The 20,800-nt window shown below is 59.1% G+C and carries 6 protein-coding genes and 2 pseudogenes; 2 read left to right on the forward strand and 6 right to left on the reverse strand.

Going from position 1 to position 20,800, the window contains the following annotated elements; all coding sequences use genetic code 11:
- Nucleotides 1-140: 140 nt before the first annotated feature.
- Nucleotides 141-13,676 carry a non-ribosomal peptide synthetase gene (locus RBRH_RS12725; protein ID WP_157864516.1) on the forward strand — a complete coding sequence of 4,512 codons (13,536 nt, stop codon included), beginning with the start codon at nucleotides 141-143 and terminating at the stop codon, nucleotides 13,674-13,676.
- 336 nt (nucleotides 13,677-14,012) lie between these two features.
- Here the strand turns inward: RBRH_RS12725 and RBRH_RS12730 are convergent, their stop codons facing one another.
- The 5 genes and pseudogenes from RBRH_RS12730 to RBRH_RS12745 all read right to left on the reverse strand — a co-directional run bounded on the left by RBRH_RS12730 (nucleotide 14,013) and on the right by RBRH_RS12745 (nucleotide 19,412).
- Nucleotides 14,013-15,299, reverse strand: coding sequence for an ATP-binding protein (locus tag RBRH_RS12730; RefSeq protein WP_013428428.1), 1,287 nt, complete (start codon nucleotides 15,297-15,299; stop codon nucleotides 14,013-14,015).
- Nucleotides 15,300-15,943: pseudogene (locus tag RBRH_RS12735) on the reverse strand (response regulator).
- Nucleotides 15,944-16,492: 549 nt separating this feature from the next.
- Nucleotides 16,493-16,609, reverse strand: a pseudogene (locus tag RBRH_RS20460) (LysR family transcriptional regulator); the annotation flags it as partial.
- 193 nt (nucleotides 16,610-16,802) lie between these two features.
- Nucleotides 16,803-17,999: an amino acid aminotransferase gene (locus tag RBRH_RS12740; RefSeq protein WP_013428434.1), complete on the reverse strand. Its 1,197-nt coding sequence runs from the start codon at nucleotides 17,997-17,999 to the stop codon at nucleotides 16,803-16,805.
- A 24-nt stretch (nucleotides 18,000-18,023) separates the two neighbouring features.
- Complete coding sequence (locus RBRH_RS12745; protein ID WP_013428435.1) at nucleotides 18,024-19,412, reverse strand: amino acid permease; 1,389 nt, start codon at nucleotides 19,410-19,412, stop codon at nucleotides 18,024-18,026.
- A gap of 178 nt (nucleotides 19,413-19,590) precedes the next feature.
- On the opposite strand from RBRH_RS12745, the gene RBRH_RS12750 reads away from it, so the two are divergent.
- Nucleotides 19,591-19,878, forward strand: coding sequence for an Lrp/AsnC family transcriptional regulator (locus RBRH_RS12750; RefSeq protein ID WP_049786511.1), 288 nt, complete (start codon nucleotides 19,591-19,593; stop codon nucleotides 19,876-19,878).
- Between the two features lie 35 nt (nucleotides 19,879-19,913).
- Here RBRH_RS12750 and RBRH_RS12755 read toward each other — a convergent pair whose 3' ends face one another.
- Nucleotides 19,914-20,795 (reverse strand): alpha/beta fold hydrolase, encoded by an 882-nt coding sequence (locus RBRH_RS12755; RefSeq protein WP_013428437.1) that lies wholly within the window; start codon nucleotides 20,793-20,795, stop codon nucleotides 19,914-19,916.
- Between the last annotated feature and the right edge of the window lie 5 nt (nucleotides 20,796-20,800).

The following is a 20,800-nucleotide window of genomic DNA, read 5'->3' on the forward strand; positions in this document are numbered from 1 at the left end:
CTCGCTACATCATGCTGGCAGTATTCTAATCTGCTAATTCTTTTCAATGCCTCATCTTTTAAGCAGTATGCCATAGTCGCTTAGCCTACTCGGTAAGTGGCAAGTAAAGATAAAACTTTTATCTAAATTGGAGGCCGTTGATGCCTGCTTGCGTTGCCCCACTCACCCATCCGTTATCCACCGCGCAAACAGAAATTTGGCTTGCCCAAGAACTCCATCCTAACAGCCCCGTCTACAACATTGCTCAGTACACGACCATTGACGGTGCTGTTGACCCGGTTCTATTTGAAGTGGCGCTGCGGCAGGTGATCAACGAAGCGGATAGCCTGCGGCTGCAATTTGTCGAAACCGATCAGGGCCTTCAGCAGACGGTTGGCTCAGTCGATGGGTTTCTGCCGTTCATTGATGTGAGCCGAGAAGCAGATCCCCAAGCAGCCGCCCACGCATGGATGCGTACCGATTACGAGCGGCCAGTGAATGTTCTACGAGATCCGCTATTCTGTTATGCGTTGTTGAAAGTCGGGCCCGAGCATTTTTTTTGGTATCAGCGCTACCATCATATTATGATGGATGGGTTTAGCCTATATCTCATTGCGCAGCGTGTCGCGCAGCTCTATAGCGCGCTATGCAAACATGCCGAGCCGCCGCCGTGTCCTTTTGGATCGGTCTTTCAGCTGTTAGAAAGCGACGTGCAGTACCGCACTTCCGCACAATGGGTACAGGATGAATCGTATTGGCTCAAACGTTGCATGGACTGGCCCGAACCCGCTACATTGGCGAGCCGGTCCGCGCCTGCGGTTGCAGTTGCTCATCGGTTCCGGCAAACCATCTACCTTGATTCTAAATCAATAGGTATTGAGACGGCGGATAGTAGAAATTTAGCCCAGTTCGGCGTTGCTACGCTGGCTGCTTACCTGTGCCGTTGGACCAGTGTGCAAGACATCGTATTCGGTTTACCAGTTAAAGCCCGGTTTGGGGCAAACCGACAGATTCCTGGTATGCAGTCCAATGTACTCCCTTTGCGGCTTACGGTACAGCCGGATATGAGTTTGTCATTGTTGATGCAGCAAGCCGCTCAAGCAATACAAAGCGCTCTTGAACATCAACGCTACCCCAGTGAAAGAGTGCGGCGCCAGCTTGGGTTGGTGAACCACCAACAACTGTTTAATACGGCGGTCAATGTAATGCCGTTTGACTATGATTTGTCTTTTGATGGTAACGCATCGACAAACCATAATTTGCTCAACGGTCCGGTGGATGATCTAATGATTGTCATTACCCAACCTGACGCCAATACGCTACAAATTGACTTTGACTTTAACCCCGCTCGCTATACTGAAGATGAGTGCATTGCTCACCAACGCCGTTTTATTCAGTTTTTAAGAACGCTGGCCGCCAATTCCACGCAGCCGCTGCGCAGTATCGATATTCTCACTGTCGATGAGCGCCAATTAATGCTTGAAACGTGGAATGCCACACAGCAGGATTATCCGGCGCACCAATGCATTCACCAGGTGTTCGAAGCGCAGGTTGAGCGCACGCCCGACGCCAGGGCGCTAGTGGCTGAAGGGCAGACACTGAGTTATGCGCAACTGAATGCACGAGCCAATCGCCTCGCGCACCAGTTGATCGAATTGGGCGTCAAGCCAGAGGCGCGCGTGGCGATTTGTGTCGAGCGTTCACCCGCTATGATCATTGGGCTGCTGGCGATTTTGAAGGCTGGTGGCGCGTATGTGCCGCTCGATCCCGCGTATCCGAGCGAGCGCCTCGTGCATATTCTTGCAGACGCAGCACCGGCCATTGTGATCGCGGATGCAACAGGCCGGGCCGTGCTGGGAGACGCGACGCTCGCATCCCGCACCGTGCTGGACCCGAACACACTGTCGGAGCTGGCCGACACCAATCCATGGGTACCAGAGATCACCGCTCGGCATCTTGCGTATGTGATCTATACGTCCGGCTCCACTGGCATGCCCAAGGGCGTGATGGTCGAGCATGCTCAAGCGGTCAATTTATTGTTCTGGGCTCTTCAAGCCTTTACCCCATCGGAGACACAGCATACGCTGTTTTCAACTTCAATCAATTTTGATCTTTCCGTCTACGAATGCTTCGTGCCGCTCGCGCAAGGTTCAACCGTGCGCTTGGTCGATAATGCATTGGCTTTGACAAACCATTCCGAGCCCATTTCACTGATCAATACGGTACCTTCTGCAATGCGGTCCTTGTTGGATCATCGAGCAGATTTGTCGTCGGCAACTACCATCAATTTGGCAGGTGAGCCGCTAAAAGCACAACTGATTCAGCAAATTTTTGAGCAGACACCAGTCCAGCGTCTATGCAATCTTTATGGGCCTTCAGAGTGTACTACTTATTCAACCTGGCTCTCAATCCATCGCGAAGAACCGTGGATTGAAAGCATCGGCCGACCGATTGCGAACACTCGCATTTACCTGCTCGATGCGCAGGGCCAGCCGGTGCCGCTCGGTGCGGTCGGGGAGCTGTATATTGGTGGTGCGGGGGTTGCGCGCGGCTATTGGAACCGGCCGCAGTTGACCGCCGAGCGTTTTGTGCCGGATCCGTTCTCGATGGTACCGGATGCGCGCATGTATAAAACCGGTGATTTGGCGCGTTACTTGCCCGATGGCAATTTGCAATACTTGGGGCGCAATGATGAGCAAATCAAGCTGCGCGGTTTTCGCATTGAGCCTGGCGAAATCGAGGCGTGCTTGACTCAGCACCCGCAAGTGCACGACGCAGTCGTGCTCGCGCGCGAAGGCTCGGATAAGCGGCTTGTCGCGTATGTGGAGGCTGCGCCCGATGAGCAGCTGGCCAGCACGCTGCGCTCACATGTGGCAGCGGCGCTGCCCGAGTACATGGTGCCCAGTGTGTTCGTGCGGCTCGATGCGTGGCCACTGACGCCCAATGGCAAGCTGGACCGGCGCGCGCTGCCGGCGCCCGATGATGAAGCATTAGTGCGTCAGGTGTATGAAGCACCGCAAGGTGAGCTTGAGACGACGCTGGCGGCGTTCTGGGCGGAGTTGCTTGGTGTTGAGCAGGTGGGCCGGCACGACAACTTCTTTGCGCTCGGTGGCCATTCGCTGCTCGCGATGCAGTTAATTGAGCGCCTGCGACGCCGGGGATTTGGGGTGTCCGTGCGCACGCTATTTGACACACCAGTGCTCAGTGCGTTGGCGCAGACGCTAGGCCAGCATTGTGGAGTGGTCGTGCCGCCCAACATGATCACGTCCGACACGGCCGCGCTCACACCATCGATGCTGCCGCTGATCGACCTGTCTCAGTCCGATCTTGACCACATCGTTGAGCAAGTACCTGGTGGTGTCGCCAATCTCCAGGACATCTATGCGCTCTCGCCGTTGCAGGACGGTATCTTATTCCACCATTTGCTGGCCAGTGACGGTGATCCGTATCTGCTAATCACACAACTAGCCTTTGACTCTCGAGAGCGGCTAGACCAGTATCTGGACGCACTACAGCAGGTCATCAACCGCCACGACATTCTGCGCACCGCGTTTGTCTGGGAAGGGCTGTCCACGCCCGCGCAAGTGGTTTGGCGCCATGCGCCGCTGTCGGTGACCGAGCTTGCGCTAGATGCGAAGGAGGGGCCCGTTGCCGAGCAGTTGGCGCGGCGCTTCGATCCTCGGCACACTCGCCTGGACTTAACGCAAGCGCCGCTGCTGCGCTTGGCGATTGCGCAGGATACCGATGGCCGCTGGCTGTTGGTCCAGTTGCTGCACCACTTGATTGGCGATCACTCGACGCTGGAGGCGATGCACACGGAGATACGAGCGTTTATCGAAGGAAAAGGTGAGACGCTGCCGGCGCCGCAGCCGTTCCGCAATCTGATTGCGCAAGCGCGTCTGGGCGTGGGTCAAACCGAGCATGAGCGCTTCTTTACCGAGCAGCTCGGCGACATCGAGGAACCGACGTTGCCATTTGGTCTGTCGCAGGTGCATCGCGACGGCGCGCAGGTCGCCGAAGCGCAGCGGATGTTGCCGCAGGCATTGAACGATCGGCTGCGTGCGCATGCTAGACGGCTGGGTGTGAGTCTGGCGAGCCTGTGTCACCTGGCGTGGGCACAGGTGCTCGCACGCGCCAGTGGCCAACGACGTGTGGTGTTTGGTACGGTGCTGTTTGGCCGGATGCAAGCGGGTGAGGGCGCCGATAGTGCGATGGGGCTGTTTATTAATACGCTGCCGCTGCGTGTGGACTTGGAGGGCACTGTGGAGTCAGCCGTGCGCGCCACGCATGCGCGGCTGGCGTCGCTGCTTGAACATGAGCATGCGTCGCTGGCATTGGCACAGCGCTGCAGTGGGGTGCCGGCGGGCACGCCGCTGTTTAGCGCACTGCTCAATTACCGGCACAATGCGCCTAGCTCAAGCGAGCGCAGCATACTGCCCGGTGTCGAGTTGCTCAGTGTCCAAGAACGTGACAACTATCCGATCGGACTGTCGGTAGAAGACTATGGTCAAGTGTTGGGGTTGACTGCACAAATCGTTGAGCCAATGGATCCTGACCGGGTGTGCGGGTATATGCAGCAGGCGCTACTTAGCCTGGCTGAGGCGCTCGAGACAGCGCCTGAGTGGCCGGTTGAACAGTCAGAGATACTGCCCGCAAACGAACGGACCTTACTGCTTAAGACGTGGAACGCGACGCAGCGGGACTATCCAGCACACCAATGCCTTCACCAGCTGTTCGAGGCGCAGGTAGTCCGCACGCCCGAGGCGACAGCATTGGTCTATGAGGGCCAGACGCTGAGCTACGCGGAGTTGAATGCGCGGGCGAATCGCTTGGCGCATCAGCTCATCGTGTTGGGTGTCCAACTGGATGCGCGGGTGGTGTTGTACGCGCAGCGCAGTCCGGAAATGGTAGTGGGCATGCTTGCCACGCTCAAGGCCGGCGGCGCGTACGTGCCGCTCGATCCCACCTATCCGCGAGAGCGCTTGGCCTATATGGTGACGGACAGTGCGCCGATAGTCCTGCTTAGTGTGGGTACACCGCCTACCGCAGTGACGCAACGCCTAAGGGCCGGGGTTCCGGTACTGGACCTGCAGGCTGATGCAGCACAGTGGGCACATCAAAGCACACACAATCCTGGATTGGCACTGACTGCACAGAGCCTGGCCTACGTGATTTATACGTCAGGTTCCACTGACCAGCCCAAAGGAGTGATGGTTCCGCACCAGGGTGGGGTAAATCTCGTCACCGCTATAGCTCGAGAGCTTGGACTCACCGCACAAGACAGGATGCTGCAATTTGCGCCATTGTCTTTTGATACATCAGTCGAGGAACTGTTTACGCCGTTGACTCAAGGTGCGACAGTCGTGCTGCGCACGGATGCCTGGTTGGCTGAAGCCGAACAGTTCTGGGCGCTTTGTGATACCCATCATGTAAGCGTGGTGGATTTGCCGGTGCAGTTTTGGACACAGCTGGTACAAGAAGCGGCTCCCGTAGCAAGCAGTGTGCGCGTGATCCTTATTGGGGGAGACGCGTTGAGCGCGACGGCGCGTGATGCCTGGTTTGCAAATAATGGCCACCGGCCGCGCCTGTTGAACGTTTATGGTCCGACAGAGACGACGGTGACCTCCACGGTGCATGAGGTCACCGACGACGAAAATAGCTGGCGCACGATCGGCCGGCCGCTTGACAACACTCGGCTCTATATTCTGGATGCCTACGGTCAGCCGGTGCCGATGGGTGCGATCGGCGAGTTGTATATCGGTGGCGCGGGGGTGGCGCGTGGCTATCTAAACCGTCCCGAATTGACCGCTGAGCGCTTCGTACGCGATCCGTTCGTAGCTGAGCCGGATGCGCGGATGTACAAAACGGGGGATTTGGCGCGCTACCTGCCCAATGGGAACTTGGAATTCCTGGGCCGCAATGACCATCAAGTCAAGATCCGGGGCTTTCGCATCGAGCCGGGCGAGATCGAGGCGTGCTTGGGCCAACACCCACAGGTGCGCGAGGCGGTCGTGCTGGCGGTGGGCGAAGGCAGCGCCAAGCGCTTGGTGGCGTATGTGGTGGCCGAGCCCGATGATGCGTTAGCCGGTACATTGCGCACCCATGTGGCGGAAGCGTTGCCTGAATACATGGTGCCCAGTGCGTTCGTGCGGCTTGATGCATTGCCACTGACGCCAAACGGCAAGCTCGACCGGCGTTCTCTGCCGGCGCCTGATGTGCAGGCGTTTGCGCGCCAGGCGTATGAGGCACCGCAAGGCGAACTTGAGACTACGCTGGCTCAGATTTGGTCTGAATTGCTCGGTGTGGAGCAGGTAGGCCGACACGACAGCTTTTTCGCCCTGGGCGGGCATTCGCTGCTGGCGGTGCGCTTGATGAACCGAGTTGCCGCGCTCGGTATCGCATTGCCGCTGGCGACCTTGTTTGCTGCTCCGACGCTGGCCGGGTTGGCTGCCGCGCTCGATGCGCAGCACACATCAAATGGTGCGGCGCTGCCGGCGATCACGCCCGTGTCGCGTGACGGTACGTTGCCGCTGTCGTTCGCGCAGCAACGGCTGTGGTTCCTCGCGCAGCTCGATGGCGCGAGCGACTCATATCATATTCCACTAGCGCTGCGCCTGCGCGGCACCTTAAACCGCGTGGCGTGGCAGCACGCGCTGGATGCACTGTGGACACGCCATGAAGCGCTGCGCTCGGTGTTCGTCAGTGTCGAGGGTCAGCCGCAGGTACAGCTGTTGCCCGCCGAAACAGGTATGCCGATGAGCTGGCATAACCTGCGCGGCGCGCCCGACGCCGACGTGCAGCTGGCACAACTTAGCGCTGAGGCAGCCCGCACGCCGTTCGATCTGGAGCGCGGGCCGCTGATTCGCGCATGCGGCATTCAATTGGCTGAAGACGAGTACGTGGTGTTGCTCACACATCACCATATCGTCTCGGATGGCTGGTCAATCGGGGTGCTGGTGCGCGAGTTGAATACCCTATACACTGCTGCGTGTGCTGGTCAAGCCGATCCGCTGCCACCACCTGCAATCCAGTATCCAGATTATGCAGCCTGGCAGCGGCAGTGGCTCACAGGCGAACAACTCCAGCGCCAGAGTCACTATTGGCGCACAACGCTGGCCGATGCACCGGTGCTGCTCGAGTTACCGACTGATCGGCCCCGTCCGCCGCAACAATCATTTGCCGGCGCGCAGGTGCCCATTCACATTGATGCAAAAACGACGCGCGCGCTCAAACGCCTCAGCCACGCGCACGGCACAACGCTGTTCATGACGGTACTTGCCGCGTGGGGCGCGGTGCTCTCGCGCCTGTCCGGTCAAGAGGATCTGATTATCGGCGTTCCGAGCGCCAATCGCAATCACCGCGAGATCGAGCCGCTGGTCGGCTTTTTTGTCAACACGCTGGCATTGCGCCTCGATTTATCTGGTGAGCCGGACACTGCGCAACTGCTTGAGCGGGTGCGGCGCACGACGCTGGAAGCGCATGCGCACCAGGATCTGCCGTTCGAGCAGGTTGTCGAAATCGTACAGCCGCCGCGCCGGCTCGACTATACGCCGCTGTTTCAAGTGATGTTTGCATGGCAAAACAATGAAATAGCAAACTGGCGGCTGCCGAATTTAGCGGTCACGCCGGTCGAACTTAATTACGATACGGTCAAGTTTGATCTTGAACTAGGTCTGTATGAGTCGGGCGAGGAGATCATCGGAGAATTAGGCTATGCAAGCGCATTGTTTGACCAATCCACAATTTCGCGGCACGTTGGTTATTTCAAGGCGATGTTGCAAGCGATGGTCGCCCATCCACGGCAACCGGTGGCAACGTTTGAACTGCTTGCTGACGATGAACGTAAACTGCTGCTTTACACGTGGAATGCGACGCAGCGCGATTATCCATCGCAATTATGCGTTCATCAACTGTTCGAGATGCAAGCCAAGCGTACGCCAGAGGCAATCGCGCTCATGTACGAGCAACAAACGCTCAGTTATGCTGAGCTGAACGCACAAGCTAACCGCCTCGCACATCAGCTGCGAGAGTTGGGTGTGCGCGCCAACAGTCGCGTAGCACTGTATGCATACCGCTGTCCGGAAATGGTAGTTGGCATTCTTGCTACGCTTAAGGCGGGAGGAGTTTATGTGCCGCTCGATCCCACCTATCCGCCAGAACGGTTAGCTTCTATGATGGCGGACAGTAAACCAGTCGTTTTGCTCAGCGTCGGCACCCCGCAAGCTGCAGTGACGCAATGCGTGGAAAATGGCGTACCAATACTAGATATACAAGCGGGTACAGCGCAGTGGGAACACCGAAGTGCATACGGTTTTGAGTCGCATAAACTAGCACTGAAAGCACAGCATTTAGCTTATATAGTTTACACCTCGGGCTCCACGGGCCAACCTAAAGGGGTATTGATTAAACATCACAGCTTGGTCAATCTTGTGACGGCCATGGCTCGCAGACTTGACTTGGCTGCGCAAGACCGAGTTTTGCAATGTTCTTCGCTGTCCTTTGATGCGGCGATTGGGGAAATCTTTGTCACCTTAACTCAGGGTGCGACGCTAGTGCTACGCACCGATGCCTGGTTAGCCGGGGCCCAGCAATTCTGGGCGCTTTGCAAAGCCAACCGTGTAAGTGTGACGGATTTACCCACTCAATTTTGGACACAATTAACGCAGGAAAAAGTCGCTGTTCCAGATTGTGTCCGCGTGGTCATGATTAGTGGAGATGCGTTAAGTGCGGCGGCACGCGATGCATGGTTTGCCGGCGGTGGCCATCGGCCAAGGTTGTTTAATGTTTACGGTCCGACCGAAACAACGATAACTGCTACTGTGCATGAAATCACCCGAGACGATGACAACTGGCGCAGCATTGGCCGACCGATTGACAATACGCAACTTTATATTTTAGACACGTACCGGCACCCCGTCCCGATGGGTGTGGCCGGGGAGCTATACATTGGCGGAGTGGGTGTCGCGTGCGGCTATCTGAACCGTCCGGGCTTGAGCGCCGAGCGCTTTATACCTAATCCATTCTCGGTGATGCCCAGCGCGCGGATGTATAAAAGTGGGGATCTGGTGCGTTATTTGCCCAATGGCAATCTCGAATTCTTGGGTCGCAACGACCACCAAGTTAAGGTTCGCGGCTTTCGGGTTGAGCTTGGCGAGATCGAGGCGCACTTGACTCAGCACCCACAGGTGCGTGAGGCGGCGGTGTTGGCGCGGGGTGAAAGCAATGAAAAGCGGCTGATTGCATATGTGGTCGCTGAGCCCGATGAGCAGCTAGCGAGCACGCTGCGCACGCACATCGCAGCCCGCCTGCCCGACCACATGGTACCAGCCGCATTTGTGCGGCTCGATGCGCTCCCCCTGACGCCCAATGGCAAACTCGATCGGCACGCTCTGCCCGCGCCGGACGATGCAGCGTGGGTCCGTCAAGTATACGAGGCACCGCAAGGCGAACTTGAAACCACGCTTGCAGCCATTTGGAGCGAACTGCTCGGCGTTAAGCAGGTGGGTCGGCACGACAGCTTCTTCGCGCTCGGTGGACATTCGCTGCTCGCGGTGCAGTTGATTGAGCGCCTGCGCCGCCGCGGCTTGGGGATGTCCGTGCGTGCGTTGTTTGACACACCGGTGCTCAGTATGCTGGCCCAGTTGCTGGGTCAGCATCGCGAAGTGGCTGTGCCGCCCAATCGCATCATGCCTGAGACGAGCGCGCTGACACCGGACTTGCTGCCGCTGATCGAGCTGACGCAGGCCGAGATCGATCGCATTGTTGAGCAGGTGCCGGGTGGCGTCGCCAATATCCAGGACATCTATGCGCTGTCACCCCTGCAGGATGGCATCCTGTTCCATCATCTGCTGGCCAGCGAGGGTGATCCGTATCTGCTGACCACACAACTGGTTTTCGACACGCGAGCGCGGCTCGATCAGTATCTCAATGCTATTCAGCAGGTCGTCAACCGCCACGACATTCTGCGCACCGCGTTTGTCTGGGAAGGGCTGTCCATGCCCGCGCAAGTGGTTTGGCGCCATGCGCCGCTGTCGGTGACCGAGCTTGCGCTAGATGCGAAGGAGGGGCCCGTTGCCGAGCAGTTGGCGCGGCGCTTCGATCCTCGGCACACTCGCCTGGACCTGACGCAAGCGCCGCTGCTGCGCTTGGCGATTGCGCAGGATACCGATGGTCGCTGGCTGTTGGTCCAGTTGCTGCACCACTTGATTGGTGATCACTCGACTGCTGAGGTCATGCAGGCGGAGGTGCGCGCGCTCATCGAAGGGCGAGGTGAGACGCTGCCCGCGGCACAGCCGTTCCGCAATCTGATCGCGCAGGCGCGACTGGGCGTGAGTCCAGCAGCACACGCGCGCTTCTTTACCGAGCAGCTCGGCGACATCGAGGAACCGACGCTGCCGTTTGGTCTGTCGCAGGTGCATCACGACAGTGCGCAGGTCGCCGAAGCGCAGCGGATGTTGCCGCAGGCATTGAACGATCGGCTGCGTGCGCACGCTAGGCGGCTGGGTGTGAGTCTGGCGAGCCTGTGTCACCTGGCGTGGGCACAGGTGCTCGCACGCGCCAGTAGCCAACGACGTGTGGTGTTTGGTACGGTGCTGTTTGGCCGGATGCAAGCGGGTGAGGGCGCCGATAGTGCGATGGGGCTGTTTATTAATACGCTGCCGCTGCGTGTGGACTTGGAGGGCACTGTGGAGTCAGCCGTGCGCGCCACGCATGCGCGGCTGGCGTCGCTGCTTGAGCATGAGCATGCGTCGCTGGCACTGGCACAGCGCTGCAGTGGGGTGCCGGCGGGCACGCCGCTGTTTAGCGCACTGCTCAATTACCGGCACAATGCGCCTAGTTCAAGCGAGCGCAGCATACTGCCCGGTGTCGAGCTATTGACGGCGGAGGAGCGCACTAATTACCCGTTGACACTGTCGGTGGAGGACTTTGGCCAAGCGTTGGGGCTCACCGCGCAAGCGGTGGCATCGTTGGACCCAGATCGGATATGTGGGTATATGCAGCAGGCGCTGCATAGCTTGGCTGAGGCGCTCGAGACGGCGCCTGAGGGGCCGATTGAACAATTGGAGGTATTGCCCAATGAGGAGCGGGAACTGCTGCTGCAGACATGGAACGCGACGCAGCAGGACTATCCAGCACACCAATGCATCCACCAATTGTTCGAGGCGCAAGTCGAGCGCACGCCAGAAGCGACAGCATTGGTCTATGAGGACCAGGCGCTAAGTTACGCTGAACTGAATGCACGAGCGAATCGCTTGGCGCATCAGCTCATTGAACTGGGTGTCCAACCGGACGCGCGAGTGGCAATCTGTGTGCAGCGCAGCCCGGCAATGGTGGTGGGGCTGCTGGCGATTTTGAAAGCGGGCGGGGCGTATGTGCCGCTGGATGTGGCGTACCCGGGCAAGCGACTCGCGCATATTCTACAGGATGCGGCACCGGAGATTGTGCTGGCCGATGCGGCGGGCCGGGTGGCACTGGGTGAAGCGGCCTTGACCAATCGCACGGTGCTGCTGGACCCGAACACGTTGCCGCAGCGGGCGAGAACGAATCCGCTGATACCGGCGCTAACGTGCCGTCATCTTGCGTATGTAATCTATACGTCCGGTTCGACCGGTACGCCTAAGGGCGTGATGAATGAACACCAGGCGTTGGTCAACCGCTTGCTTTGGATGCAACAAGCCTATGGCTTAACGGTTGCTGACCGCGTGCTTCAAAAAACACCCTTTGGTTTTGATGTGTCTGTTTGGGAGTTTTTCTGGACGTTGCTCAATGGTGCAACTTTGGTTGTGGCGGCTCCCGAGGTCCATAAAGATCCTACTGCCTTGATGGAGCTGATTATCCGGCAGCGCATTACCACCGTTCATTTCGTGCCGTCCATGCTTGGCACATTCCTGCACAATGAAGGAGTTGAGCAGTGTACATCCGTAAAACGGCTAATTTGTAGTGGTGAAGCGTTGCCAGGAACAAGTGTGCGGCTTTGCCAAAGGCGGTTGCCGGGGGCGCAGTTATATAACCTGTATGGTCCGACGGAAGCTGCAATTGACGTAACAGCCTGGAATTGTCCATCGGATTATGCGGAAGACACCGTGCCAATTGGCCGCCCGATTGCGAATACGCAAATCTATCTATTTGATGCCTACGGCCAGCTGGTGCCATTAGGCGCGGTCGGGGAGCTATATATTGGGGGGGCGGGCGTGGCGCGCGGCTACCTGAACCGCCCGGAGCTCACGGCTGAGCGTTTTGTGCGCAATCCGTTCTCGGCTGAAACCAACGCTCAAATGTACAAGACAGGAGACCTTGCCCGCTACCGGTCCGACGGCAATCTGGAATTCCTGGGCCGTAACGACGATCAGGTCAAGATTCGCGGCTTTCGCATCGAGTTGGGTGAGATCGAGGCGTGCTTGGCGAAGCACTCGCAGGTGCGCGAGGCGGTGGTGCTCACGACAGGTGAAGGCAGCGTCAAGCGCCTGGTGGCCTATGTGGTGGCCCAGGCCGATGAGCAACTGGTCAATACGTTGCGTGTGCATGTGGCGGAAGCGTTGCCTGAATACATGGTGCCCAGTGCGTTTGTGCGGCTTGATGCATTGCCACTGACGCCAAACGGCAAGCTTGATAGACGTGCCCTACCGGCCCCCAATGCCGACGCGTTCGCGCATCAAGCGTACGAGGCGCCGCAGGGTGAGCTCGAGACCACGCTCGCGGCGATCTGGGCCGAGCTGCTGGGCGTGGAGAAGATCAGCCGGCACGACAATTTCTTTGCGCTTGGCGGCCATTCACTGCTGGCGGTGCGAATGGCTAGCTGCAGTCGCACAGCACTGAACGTTTCTATCCCGATACGGATGCTGTTCGAAACTCCCACCGTCGCTGCATTGGCACAGCGCTTATTGACGCACCGTAGCATGCAAGACGATTCCTTTGCTGTATTGCTACCGATTCAGACCAATGGTAGCCGTCCCCCGCTTTTCTGTGTCCACCCTTTTAGTGGACTCAGCTGGCATTACCGGGGCCTGGCAAGCCATTTAGATGCCGAGCAGCCCGTTTATGGTTTACAAGCCCGGGGTTTTGATGGCGAGACGTTGGCACCCACGCTCGACGCAATGGCCGCGGATTATATCCAGCAAATTCGACGCATTCAGCCTCATGGGCCTTACTATCTGCTTGGATGGTCTTTGGGCGGTAACATCGCCTATAACATGGCCACACAACTTGAAGAGCTAGGCGAACAAATTGCGCTACTGGCACTGTTGGACAGTGCACCAAAGCATGTGCAACGAGACGATGAACCGGAGATGGATTTGAAGGAGGCTTATATTAAGCTACTGGCTCATGATGATGGACAAATTAAGTCAAATGTCGGTCACGATTTATGGGAAAAAAGCCGGACAGTTGTTCAAAATAATTATAAGCTTTTGAAGAGTTTTTCCCCCCGCATGTATGCGGGTAACATGCTGTTTTTCCGGGCAACGGTCGTGCAGGATGCATCGACTGATCTCATTCCGTCTGACGCATGGCGGCCGTACGTGTTAGGGGAGATTGAAATACAAAACATTCCATGCAAACATCATGACATGGATAAGCCTTTGCCAACTACGATAATTGGCCAGATTTTACAACGCAAGCTCAATATATTACATAAGTGTGATAAAAAAACCTGCAGTTGTTGTGCGAAAATTAAAAATGAGCCACTTCGCGCAAAGTAAATCTGGACCACCTTTCAGTACAGTCAGCCTTTTTCGCGAGAGGGCTGGCGACGCTCCAGAAGGAACAGGGCGCCAGCCGTGCTGCGTGTACTGCGTCGTAGTCGTGGCCGATATCTGCCGCGAATCGCCGCATTTCCGGCACGCCGCTGGCCTGCACTTGACGCATCCAGCTTGCCAGCGCTTGTGTGAACGACGCTTTACCCTATCGGCGAACTCAAGCGACAATCGTCGGAGCGCTGCGATGTGCTCGAATCCTTGAAAACATGGAGACGATAAACAAATCGAATCGATCTTTCGCTCAAGTCCGGGGGCGCACCGTCCACAGGGGGAGCCGCTTCACGCCGCGGCGGGTACAGGCTCCTCCGTCAGCGATTGCTGGGGTTCCTCGCCCGGCAGCGCAGGCAATGTCATGACAAAGCGCGCGCCGCCAAGTTCACCGTGCTCGAGCCATACACTGCCGCCGTGCAGCAGCGCGACGCGTCGCACGATCGCCAGTCCTAAGCCGAAGCCGCCGGTTTGCCGGTCGCGGCTGGAGTGCGGCCGGTAGAACGGCTCGAATATCCGTTGCCGATCTTCGACGGGGATGCCTGGGCCGTCGTCCTCGACAGCAAGCTGCAGCGCGCCATGCGCGTCAGTCGTCGCGCTCAGCGTGATGGTGTTGGCTGCATAGCGCAGGCTGTTGCGGACCAGGTTTAATAACGCGCGGGCGACCAGCTTCGGATCGCATACGTGCCACTGTGGCGCGCCCTGCGTCGATACCGACAGTGTTAGCCCTCGGTTGCCGACGTCATGTGCGACGCTGTCGGCGACGCTATCGAGCAGCTCGCCGACTGCCACGCGCATCGGCGTTTTGTGCGACGCCCGCTGCTCAAAACGGCATAGTGTCAGCAATTCGGTAACCAGATCGTCGAGTTCCCGCACGTCAGCGTGTAGCGCGTCGTAGCGTTCGCGCTGGCGCTCAGGCGAGTCCGGCGATGCAAGCAGTGCCAGCCCAAACTCGAGTCTGGCTAGCGGCGTCTTCAGCTCGTGCGAAATACCGTACATCATGTCACGTTGCTGCAGGATCGAGGCTTCGATCTGCTCGGCCATCTCGTTGAATTGCCGCGACAGCTCATAGATGCTCGACTTGCTGGATATCGGGGCCCGCGTGGACAGCTTGCCTGCGCCGAATGCACGGGCGGCGGCCTCGAGTGCGCGCAGATCGCGCCAGTGGTAATGAACCCATGCCCCGACGGCCAACAGCGTGGCGAGCACGATGAACCCGTATGCGTAGATCTGGATGTCCAGATAGGTCGGCTCCTGCGGATTGGCGTGCACGATCTTGCTGGCACGCAGCTCGCTCAACTGCCGCGCGTCGAGCAACTGCTCGACGTCCTGCCATGTCATGAGGCTGAAGCCCTCAGCGTCATGCTTGCTCAACGCGCGTAGCGCCGCGGCGCGCTGATTGCCGGCGTGCCGCTCGAGATAGTCGGTCAGTACAAACGCGTAGGTGCTCAGCGAATGGCGCGCCTGCTCGCTGGCGCGCTCGGAAAAAATGCGAACGGACGACACGTCGACCAATACGATGGCGGCGCCTGCGACGACGATGACGGCCAAGTACAGACGGATCAGCGAACGAAGCATTTACTCCTCCCACGCGGACGGGCTGAACAGGTCGCCGCGTCTCCAGATGGTCTTGACCTTGCGCGGCTCCGAAGAAGTTTCGAAGCGTCGCCTGACTCGCGAGATGCTGGAATTGACGGAATGGTCCAGTCCGTCGAATTCGATGCCGCGCAGCGCTTTTAGCATTTCGCCGCGCCATGTGATCTTGCGATTGGGCGGCGAGGCCACGATCTCGCCGGATCTTAGCGCGTCGCCGACCGGTGGAGCGCCAACCGCCGTCGGCGCTGGCTGCATGCGGCGCAGCAACGTTCGCGCCCGCGCGATTAGCAGCCGCGGCCCGAGGAGCTTGATCCTGTAGTCGTTCGCACCGGTCTCTAGACCGGCGATCTGATCGTGGGCGTCCACGCGTGCGGTCAGGATCAGCACGGCACGTTGGACAGCTTGCGGATGCGGCGGCACACTGCCATATCGTTCAAGTTCGGCGGCATCGGCTCCAAGATCATCAGCGCGAGACGGTGCTTGCGCAGCGCATCCAGCGCGACGTCACCGCGCCGGTCTCCATGGACCGAGAGCTTGTAGTTGTCGAGGTACTCGCGCACCCACTGCGCGAGCCGGTCGTCATCCTCGACCAGCAGGACCTTGTGTTTGAGTGGTACGTCTTCCATGGTCTTTCTTGCGTCACACTGGCCGATTCTATCCGGCCTGGCGGTGCCATGGATAGTGCGCAGACAGCCCAAGACAACCTGTCAAACTTGGACACCAATCTGCACCACTTCAAAACAAATGTAAAGTCGGTGCGCTCCTAGACTATCGTTTCCACCACAACCTTTTTTCGACCCGCGTTTCGACCCGCGTACAAACGTCTGCTCTCCCTAGCGTTACCGCTGGCCACGCTGCCCGTCGCGCCACCGGCTCATGCTGAGAACACCGATACGATCGTGGACGGCAGCGGTGTAGCACCGCGCTACCTGGGCAGTCGCCGTTATCGGCCGGAGTTCGACTTGGGCTTTTGCGCGCAGTTTGGCAATGGCTTTTTATCAGCGTAATAGACGGCGCCGGCTACCACAAGCCATTCGACAACGACATGTTCGCGCAGATCGCACTAAACTATGACGACGGGCGCGCTGAGCGCCACCGCACCGATCGTGTTAGTTCGACTCACTGAAAAGAATGGGCAACCTCCCGAGTGCAGTGATCGTGCCAGTTTGGTGCACGGGTGTTCGAGCCTCAATAAAGCACGGCAGGATCGCTAGCGCATGGCCTTGCAGCGCCGCGTAATATTGCGCGATTTGTCGAACAGCACGGCGCCCAGCGCGGCTTCGAGGAAGTAGCGCAGGTCGTCCCAATTCAGCGGTCTTGGGGCCCCGTTGTGTTCTTTGGCATGCCAGGCGTGTTCCTGCTCTGCGTATCGCGGCAATGGGCGTTACTATCACTATACTTGGGTTCGTCGCGGGCCGGCTGCGACGCGGGCCACGCCTTTTTCAGCGGGCGAGTGAGCCGTACGGGCCTAGCGTTCGCCAGCCGTCACGCGCGCAGCACGCTTGCGAGGGCGTTGGCGACCACGCCGACGTTCTGCTCGTTCAGGCCCGCGACGCACATCCGCCCGGAGCGAACCAGATACACGCCGTGCTCGGCGCGCAGCCGGTCCACCTGCGCGGCGCTCAGTCCGGTATAGGTGAACATGCCGCGCTGTCGGATATAGCGCGACAAGGCTTCGTCGGCGATATGGCCTTGCAACCGCTGGTGGATCGCGCGGCGCATCGCGGCAATGCGCTTGCACATCGAGGCGAGTTCGGACTGCCAAGACGCGCGTAGCGCCGGCGTGCAGAGCACCTTGTGCACCACCTTGGCGCCATAGGTCGGCGGATTGCTATAGTTAGCTCGTATCGCGCCGGTCAATTGCCCGAGTACGCGTGTTGCCTCGTCGGCGGATCGGCACACGACGCTTAGGCCACCGCAGCGCTCGCCATACAGCGAAAAGTTCTTCGAAAACGAGTTCGCGACTAGGCACGATATGCCGCGCGCGGCCAGTTCTCGCACCGCGAAGGCATCATCGTCCAGATCCGTGCCAAAACCCTGGTACGCCATGTCGACGAACGGCAGCAGCTCGTTTTGCTCGATTAGCGAGATGACCTCACGCCATTGGTCGTGGTCCAGGTCGACGCCGGTCGGGTTATGGCAACACGCATGCAGTAGCACGATGTGGCGCTTCGGAATAGCGCGCAACGCATCGAGCATCGCATCAAAGCGCAAGCCGCCGGTGGCGCCATCGTAGTACGGATAGGTGTTCACCGTGAAGCCGGCGCGTTCAAACACCACGCGGTGGTTTTCCCAACTGGGGTCGCTGATCCACACCTGCACATCGGGGAAGGTGCGTCGCAGAAAGTCTGCGCCGACTTTCAACGCACCCGAGCCGCCCAGTGTCTGCAGCGTCGCGATGCGCCGCCCGGCGCGCGCGCTGCATGTGTCGCCGAACACCAGTTGTTGTACTGCGTCGCGATACGCGGGCAGTCCCGACATCGGCAGGTAGGGACGGGGTCCGATCGCGCCGGCCAGCGCCTGCTCCGCATCGCGCACGGCAGCCATCACCGGCAGCTTGCCGTGCGCGTCGAAGTAGATGCCAATGCTCAAATTCACCTTGTCGGACCGAGGGTCAACCTGGAAATCCTCGTTGAGCGACAGGATCGGATCACCGGGAAACGCTTCGACGTGCTCGAACATGAACTATCCTGAAAAGATAAGATGTTACCGCTTGGAGGTCCCGCCGGATATCGTCAACGGCGCACTGGGTTGGCGAAAGCGATAGCTTACCGCCAACACTGCCAGCCAGACAGGAATTAAGTAGACCGACAGGCGCAACGGCGGCGTGCGGTACATCACGATCAAGATCGCGGCGAGGAACACCAGGCACAGGTAGTTCGTGAACGGATGGCCGACGCTGGCGAAGCGGCTCGTCTGGCCGGTCCTGCGCTTATGCTGCCGGAAGCGCAGGTGGATGATGCTGATCATGGCCCAGTTGATCAGCAGCGCCGATACCACGAGCCCCATCAACAGTTCAAGCGCCTGGGCTGGTATCACATAATTAATGACCACGCACACGCCGGTGATTGTCGCCGATACAGCGAGGGCGGCGACCGGCACGCCGCGCCGGTTCACCGCGCCGAGTGCGCGCGGCGCATTGCGTTGCTGCGCGAGCGCGTACAGCATTCGACTGTTGCTGTAGACCCCGCTGTTATAAACTGACAGCGCGGCGGTCAGTACCACGACGTTGAGCACGGTGGCCACCACGTTGCTGTTCATCGCGTGGAAGATCATCACGAACGGGCTGCTGCCGCTAGTGATATTCTGCCATGGATAGAGCGACAGCAGCACGGCGAGTGCGCCGACATAGAAAATCAGGATTCGGTAGACGACCTGGTTGGTGGCGCGCGGGATACTGTTGTGCGGATCGTCGGCCTCGGCGGCCGTGATGCCGACCAATTCCAGGCCGCCAAACGAGAACATGATCACTGCCATCGACATCGCCAGGCCAGTGGCGCCGTTCGGGAAAAAGCCACCGTGCTGCCACAGGTTGGCAATGCTCGCTTGCGGGCCCGCCGAGCCGGACAACAGCAGGTAGGCGCCGAATACGATCATGCCGGCGATCGCGGCCACTTTGACGATCGAGAACCAGAATTCCATCTCGCCGTAGGATTTCACGCTGCCCAAGTTGATCGCGTTGATTAGCACGAAAAACGCCAGCGCCGAGGCCCACGTCGGCACGCCGGGCCACCAATATTGGATATAGATGCCGACCGCCGACAACTCGGCCATGCCCACGAGAATGTACAGTACCCAGTAGTTCCAACCAGACAGGAAGCCGGCGAAGCGGCCACAGTACTTGTCGGCGAAGTAGCTGAACGAGCCGGCGACCGGCTCGTCGACCACCATCTCACCGAGTTGCCGCATGATCAAAAAAGCAATGCCGCCGGCCAACGCGTAGCCGAGTAATACTGACGGTCCCGCCATTTGGATCGTCTGCGCGATGCCCAGGAACAAACCGGTGCCGATGGCGCCGCCCAACGCAATCAACTGGATATGCCTGTTTTTCAATCCGCGCTTGAGTGCGGTCTCTGTATTGTTTGCTACTACCATGTGACCCTCTATTCTTGTGGAATTCGGTGTGGTGCCGTGTCAATGGGGAAGTCGGCCGGCCATGCGGCCCTTGAGTACACGCTGAGTTTATCGATTGCGTCGGGAAAAAGTATTGTGCAACCCGCTGAGGTAAACCCTTGCTATAAAGTTCCGTGTTTTGCGAAAACCGGGAATCAAAGTGCAGATACTCGAGTTCGATTGTACGGTCCGCCAGTTATTGAGCGTACTACAGGAACAGGCGCGTGCATCACACTTGGAGTGGGCTAAGACGATCCGGCTATCGCTGGCGCAGACGCTGTGTTGCCGTCGGCGCCTGGAGGAGCACGGTGTGATCAAGCAGTACGAGGCCCGCCGCGCTGCACCAAAAATAGGCATTGACGTCGTCGCGTCCATCCATGTGACGATGGAGCGCGGGCCTATCCGCCACAGGGCACCGTTTCGCGAACGGATTGTCGAACTTACGTAGATACAGGAGTGCTTCTCGGTAACAGGGGACATCGACTACATGTTAAAGGTCGTGGCGCGGATGAAGTCCGCAATCACCCGATTGAGTTCGACCGGTGCGTCTCGGTGCGGCAAATGGCCGCAGGTGGGCAGCTTGGCCACCCGCGCGTGACGCACGTTGTGCTGGATTATATCGATCTGTGCCATCGTGCCGTACTTGTCGTCGTAGCCTTGAATCGCCAGCAGGTGGCATTGGATGCGCGGTAGCATGCCGGTGATGTCCCAGTCACGGAACGCCGGGTCCAGCCAGATGTCATTCCAGCCGTAGAATGCGGAATCGACATCGTCGTGGTAGCGTGCAAGTTTGTTGCGCAGGCTCGCGCGTTCGTAGTCAATCTTCATTTGCGCGATGCTGTCCACCGATAGCTGCTCGACCCTCACGTGCGGTGCGATGACGACCGCACCGGCCAGCGCGCGAGGAAACGCGCTGGCGTACAGCAACGCGATCGAGCCGCCGTCACTATGCCCAATGAGCCACATCCGCGCGCGCTCGCTCGCGTCGATGCCCAGCGCATCGAGCAGCGACGGCAGCACGTCGTGGGCCTGCTCGTGCATGAACCGCACGGGCCACTTAACGCCCGGCTCGCGCGGCGTGGAGCGCCCGTAGCCGGGCCGCGAATAGAGGAGTGCGCGCCAGCCGAGCGCGTCGCACAGCGTTTGTGGCCAGTCCCTCCACATCGCCACGCTGCCCAGTCCCTCATGCAAAAATACCGCGATCGGCGCGTCGTGACGCGTGCGGTTCAGCCAACGATACTCAATTTGCAGCGTGCCGCGCGTCGCACCGGCGGGCAGCGTCGTCAGCCCGCCATCTGTGGTGACTGGGCCCGGTGTGCCGGCCTTGGCGGTGTGTGCCCTGGCGGAGCTTGCGCAATGATGCATGAAGG

The sequence above is a fragment of the Mycetohabitans rhizoxinica HKI 454 genome (genome assembly GCF_000198775.1).
GTDB classification, from domain to species: Bacteria; Pseudomonadota; Gammaproteobacteria; order Burkholderiales; family Burkholderiaceae; genus Mycetohabitans; species Mycetohabitans rhizoxinica.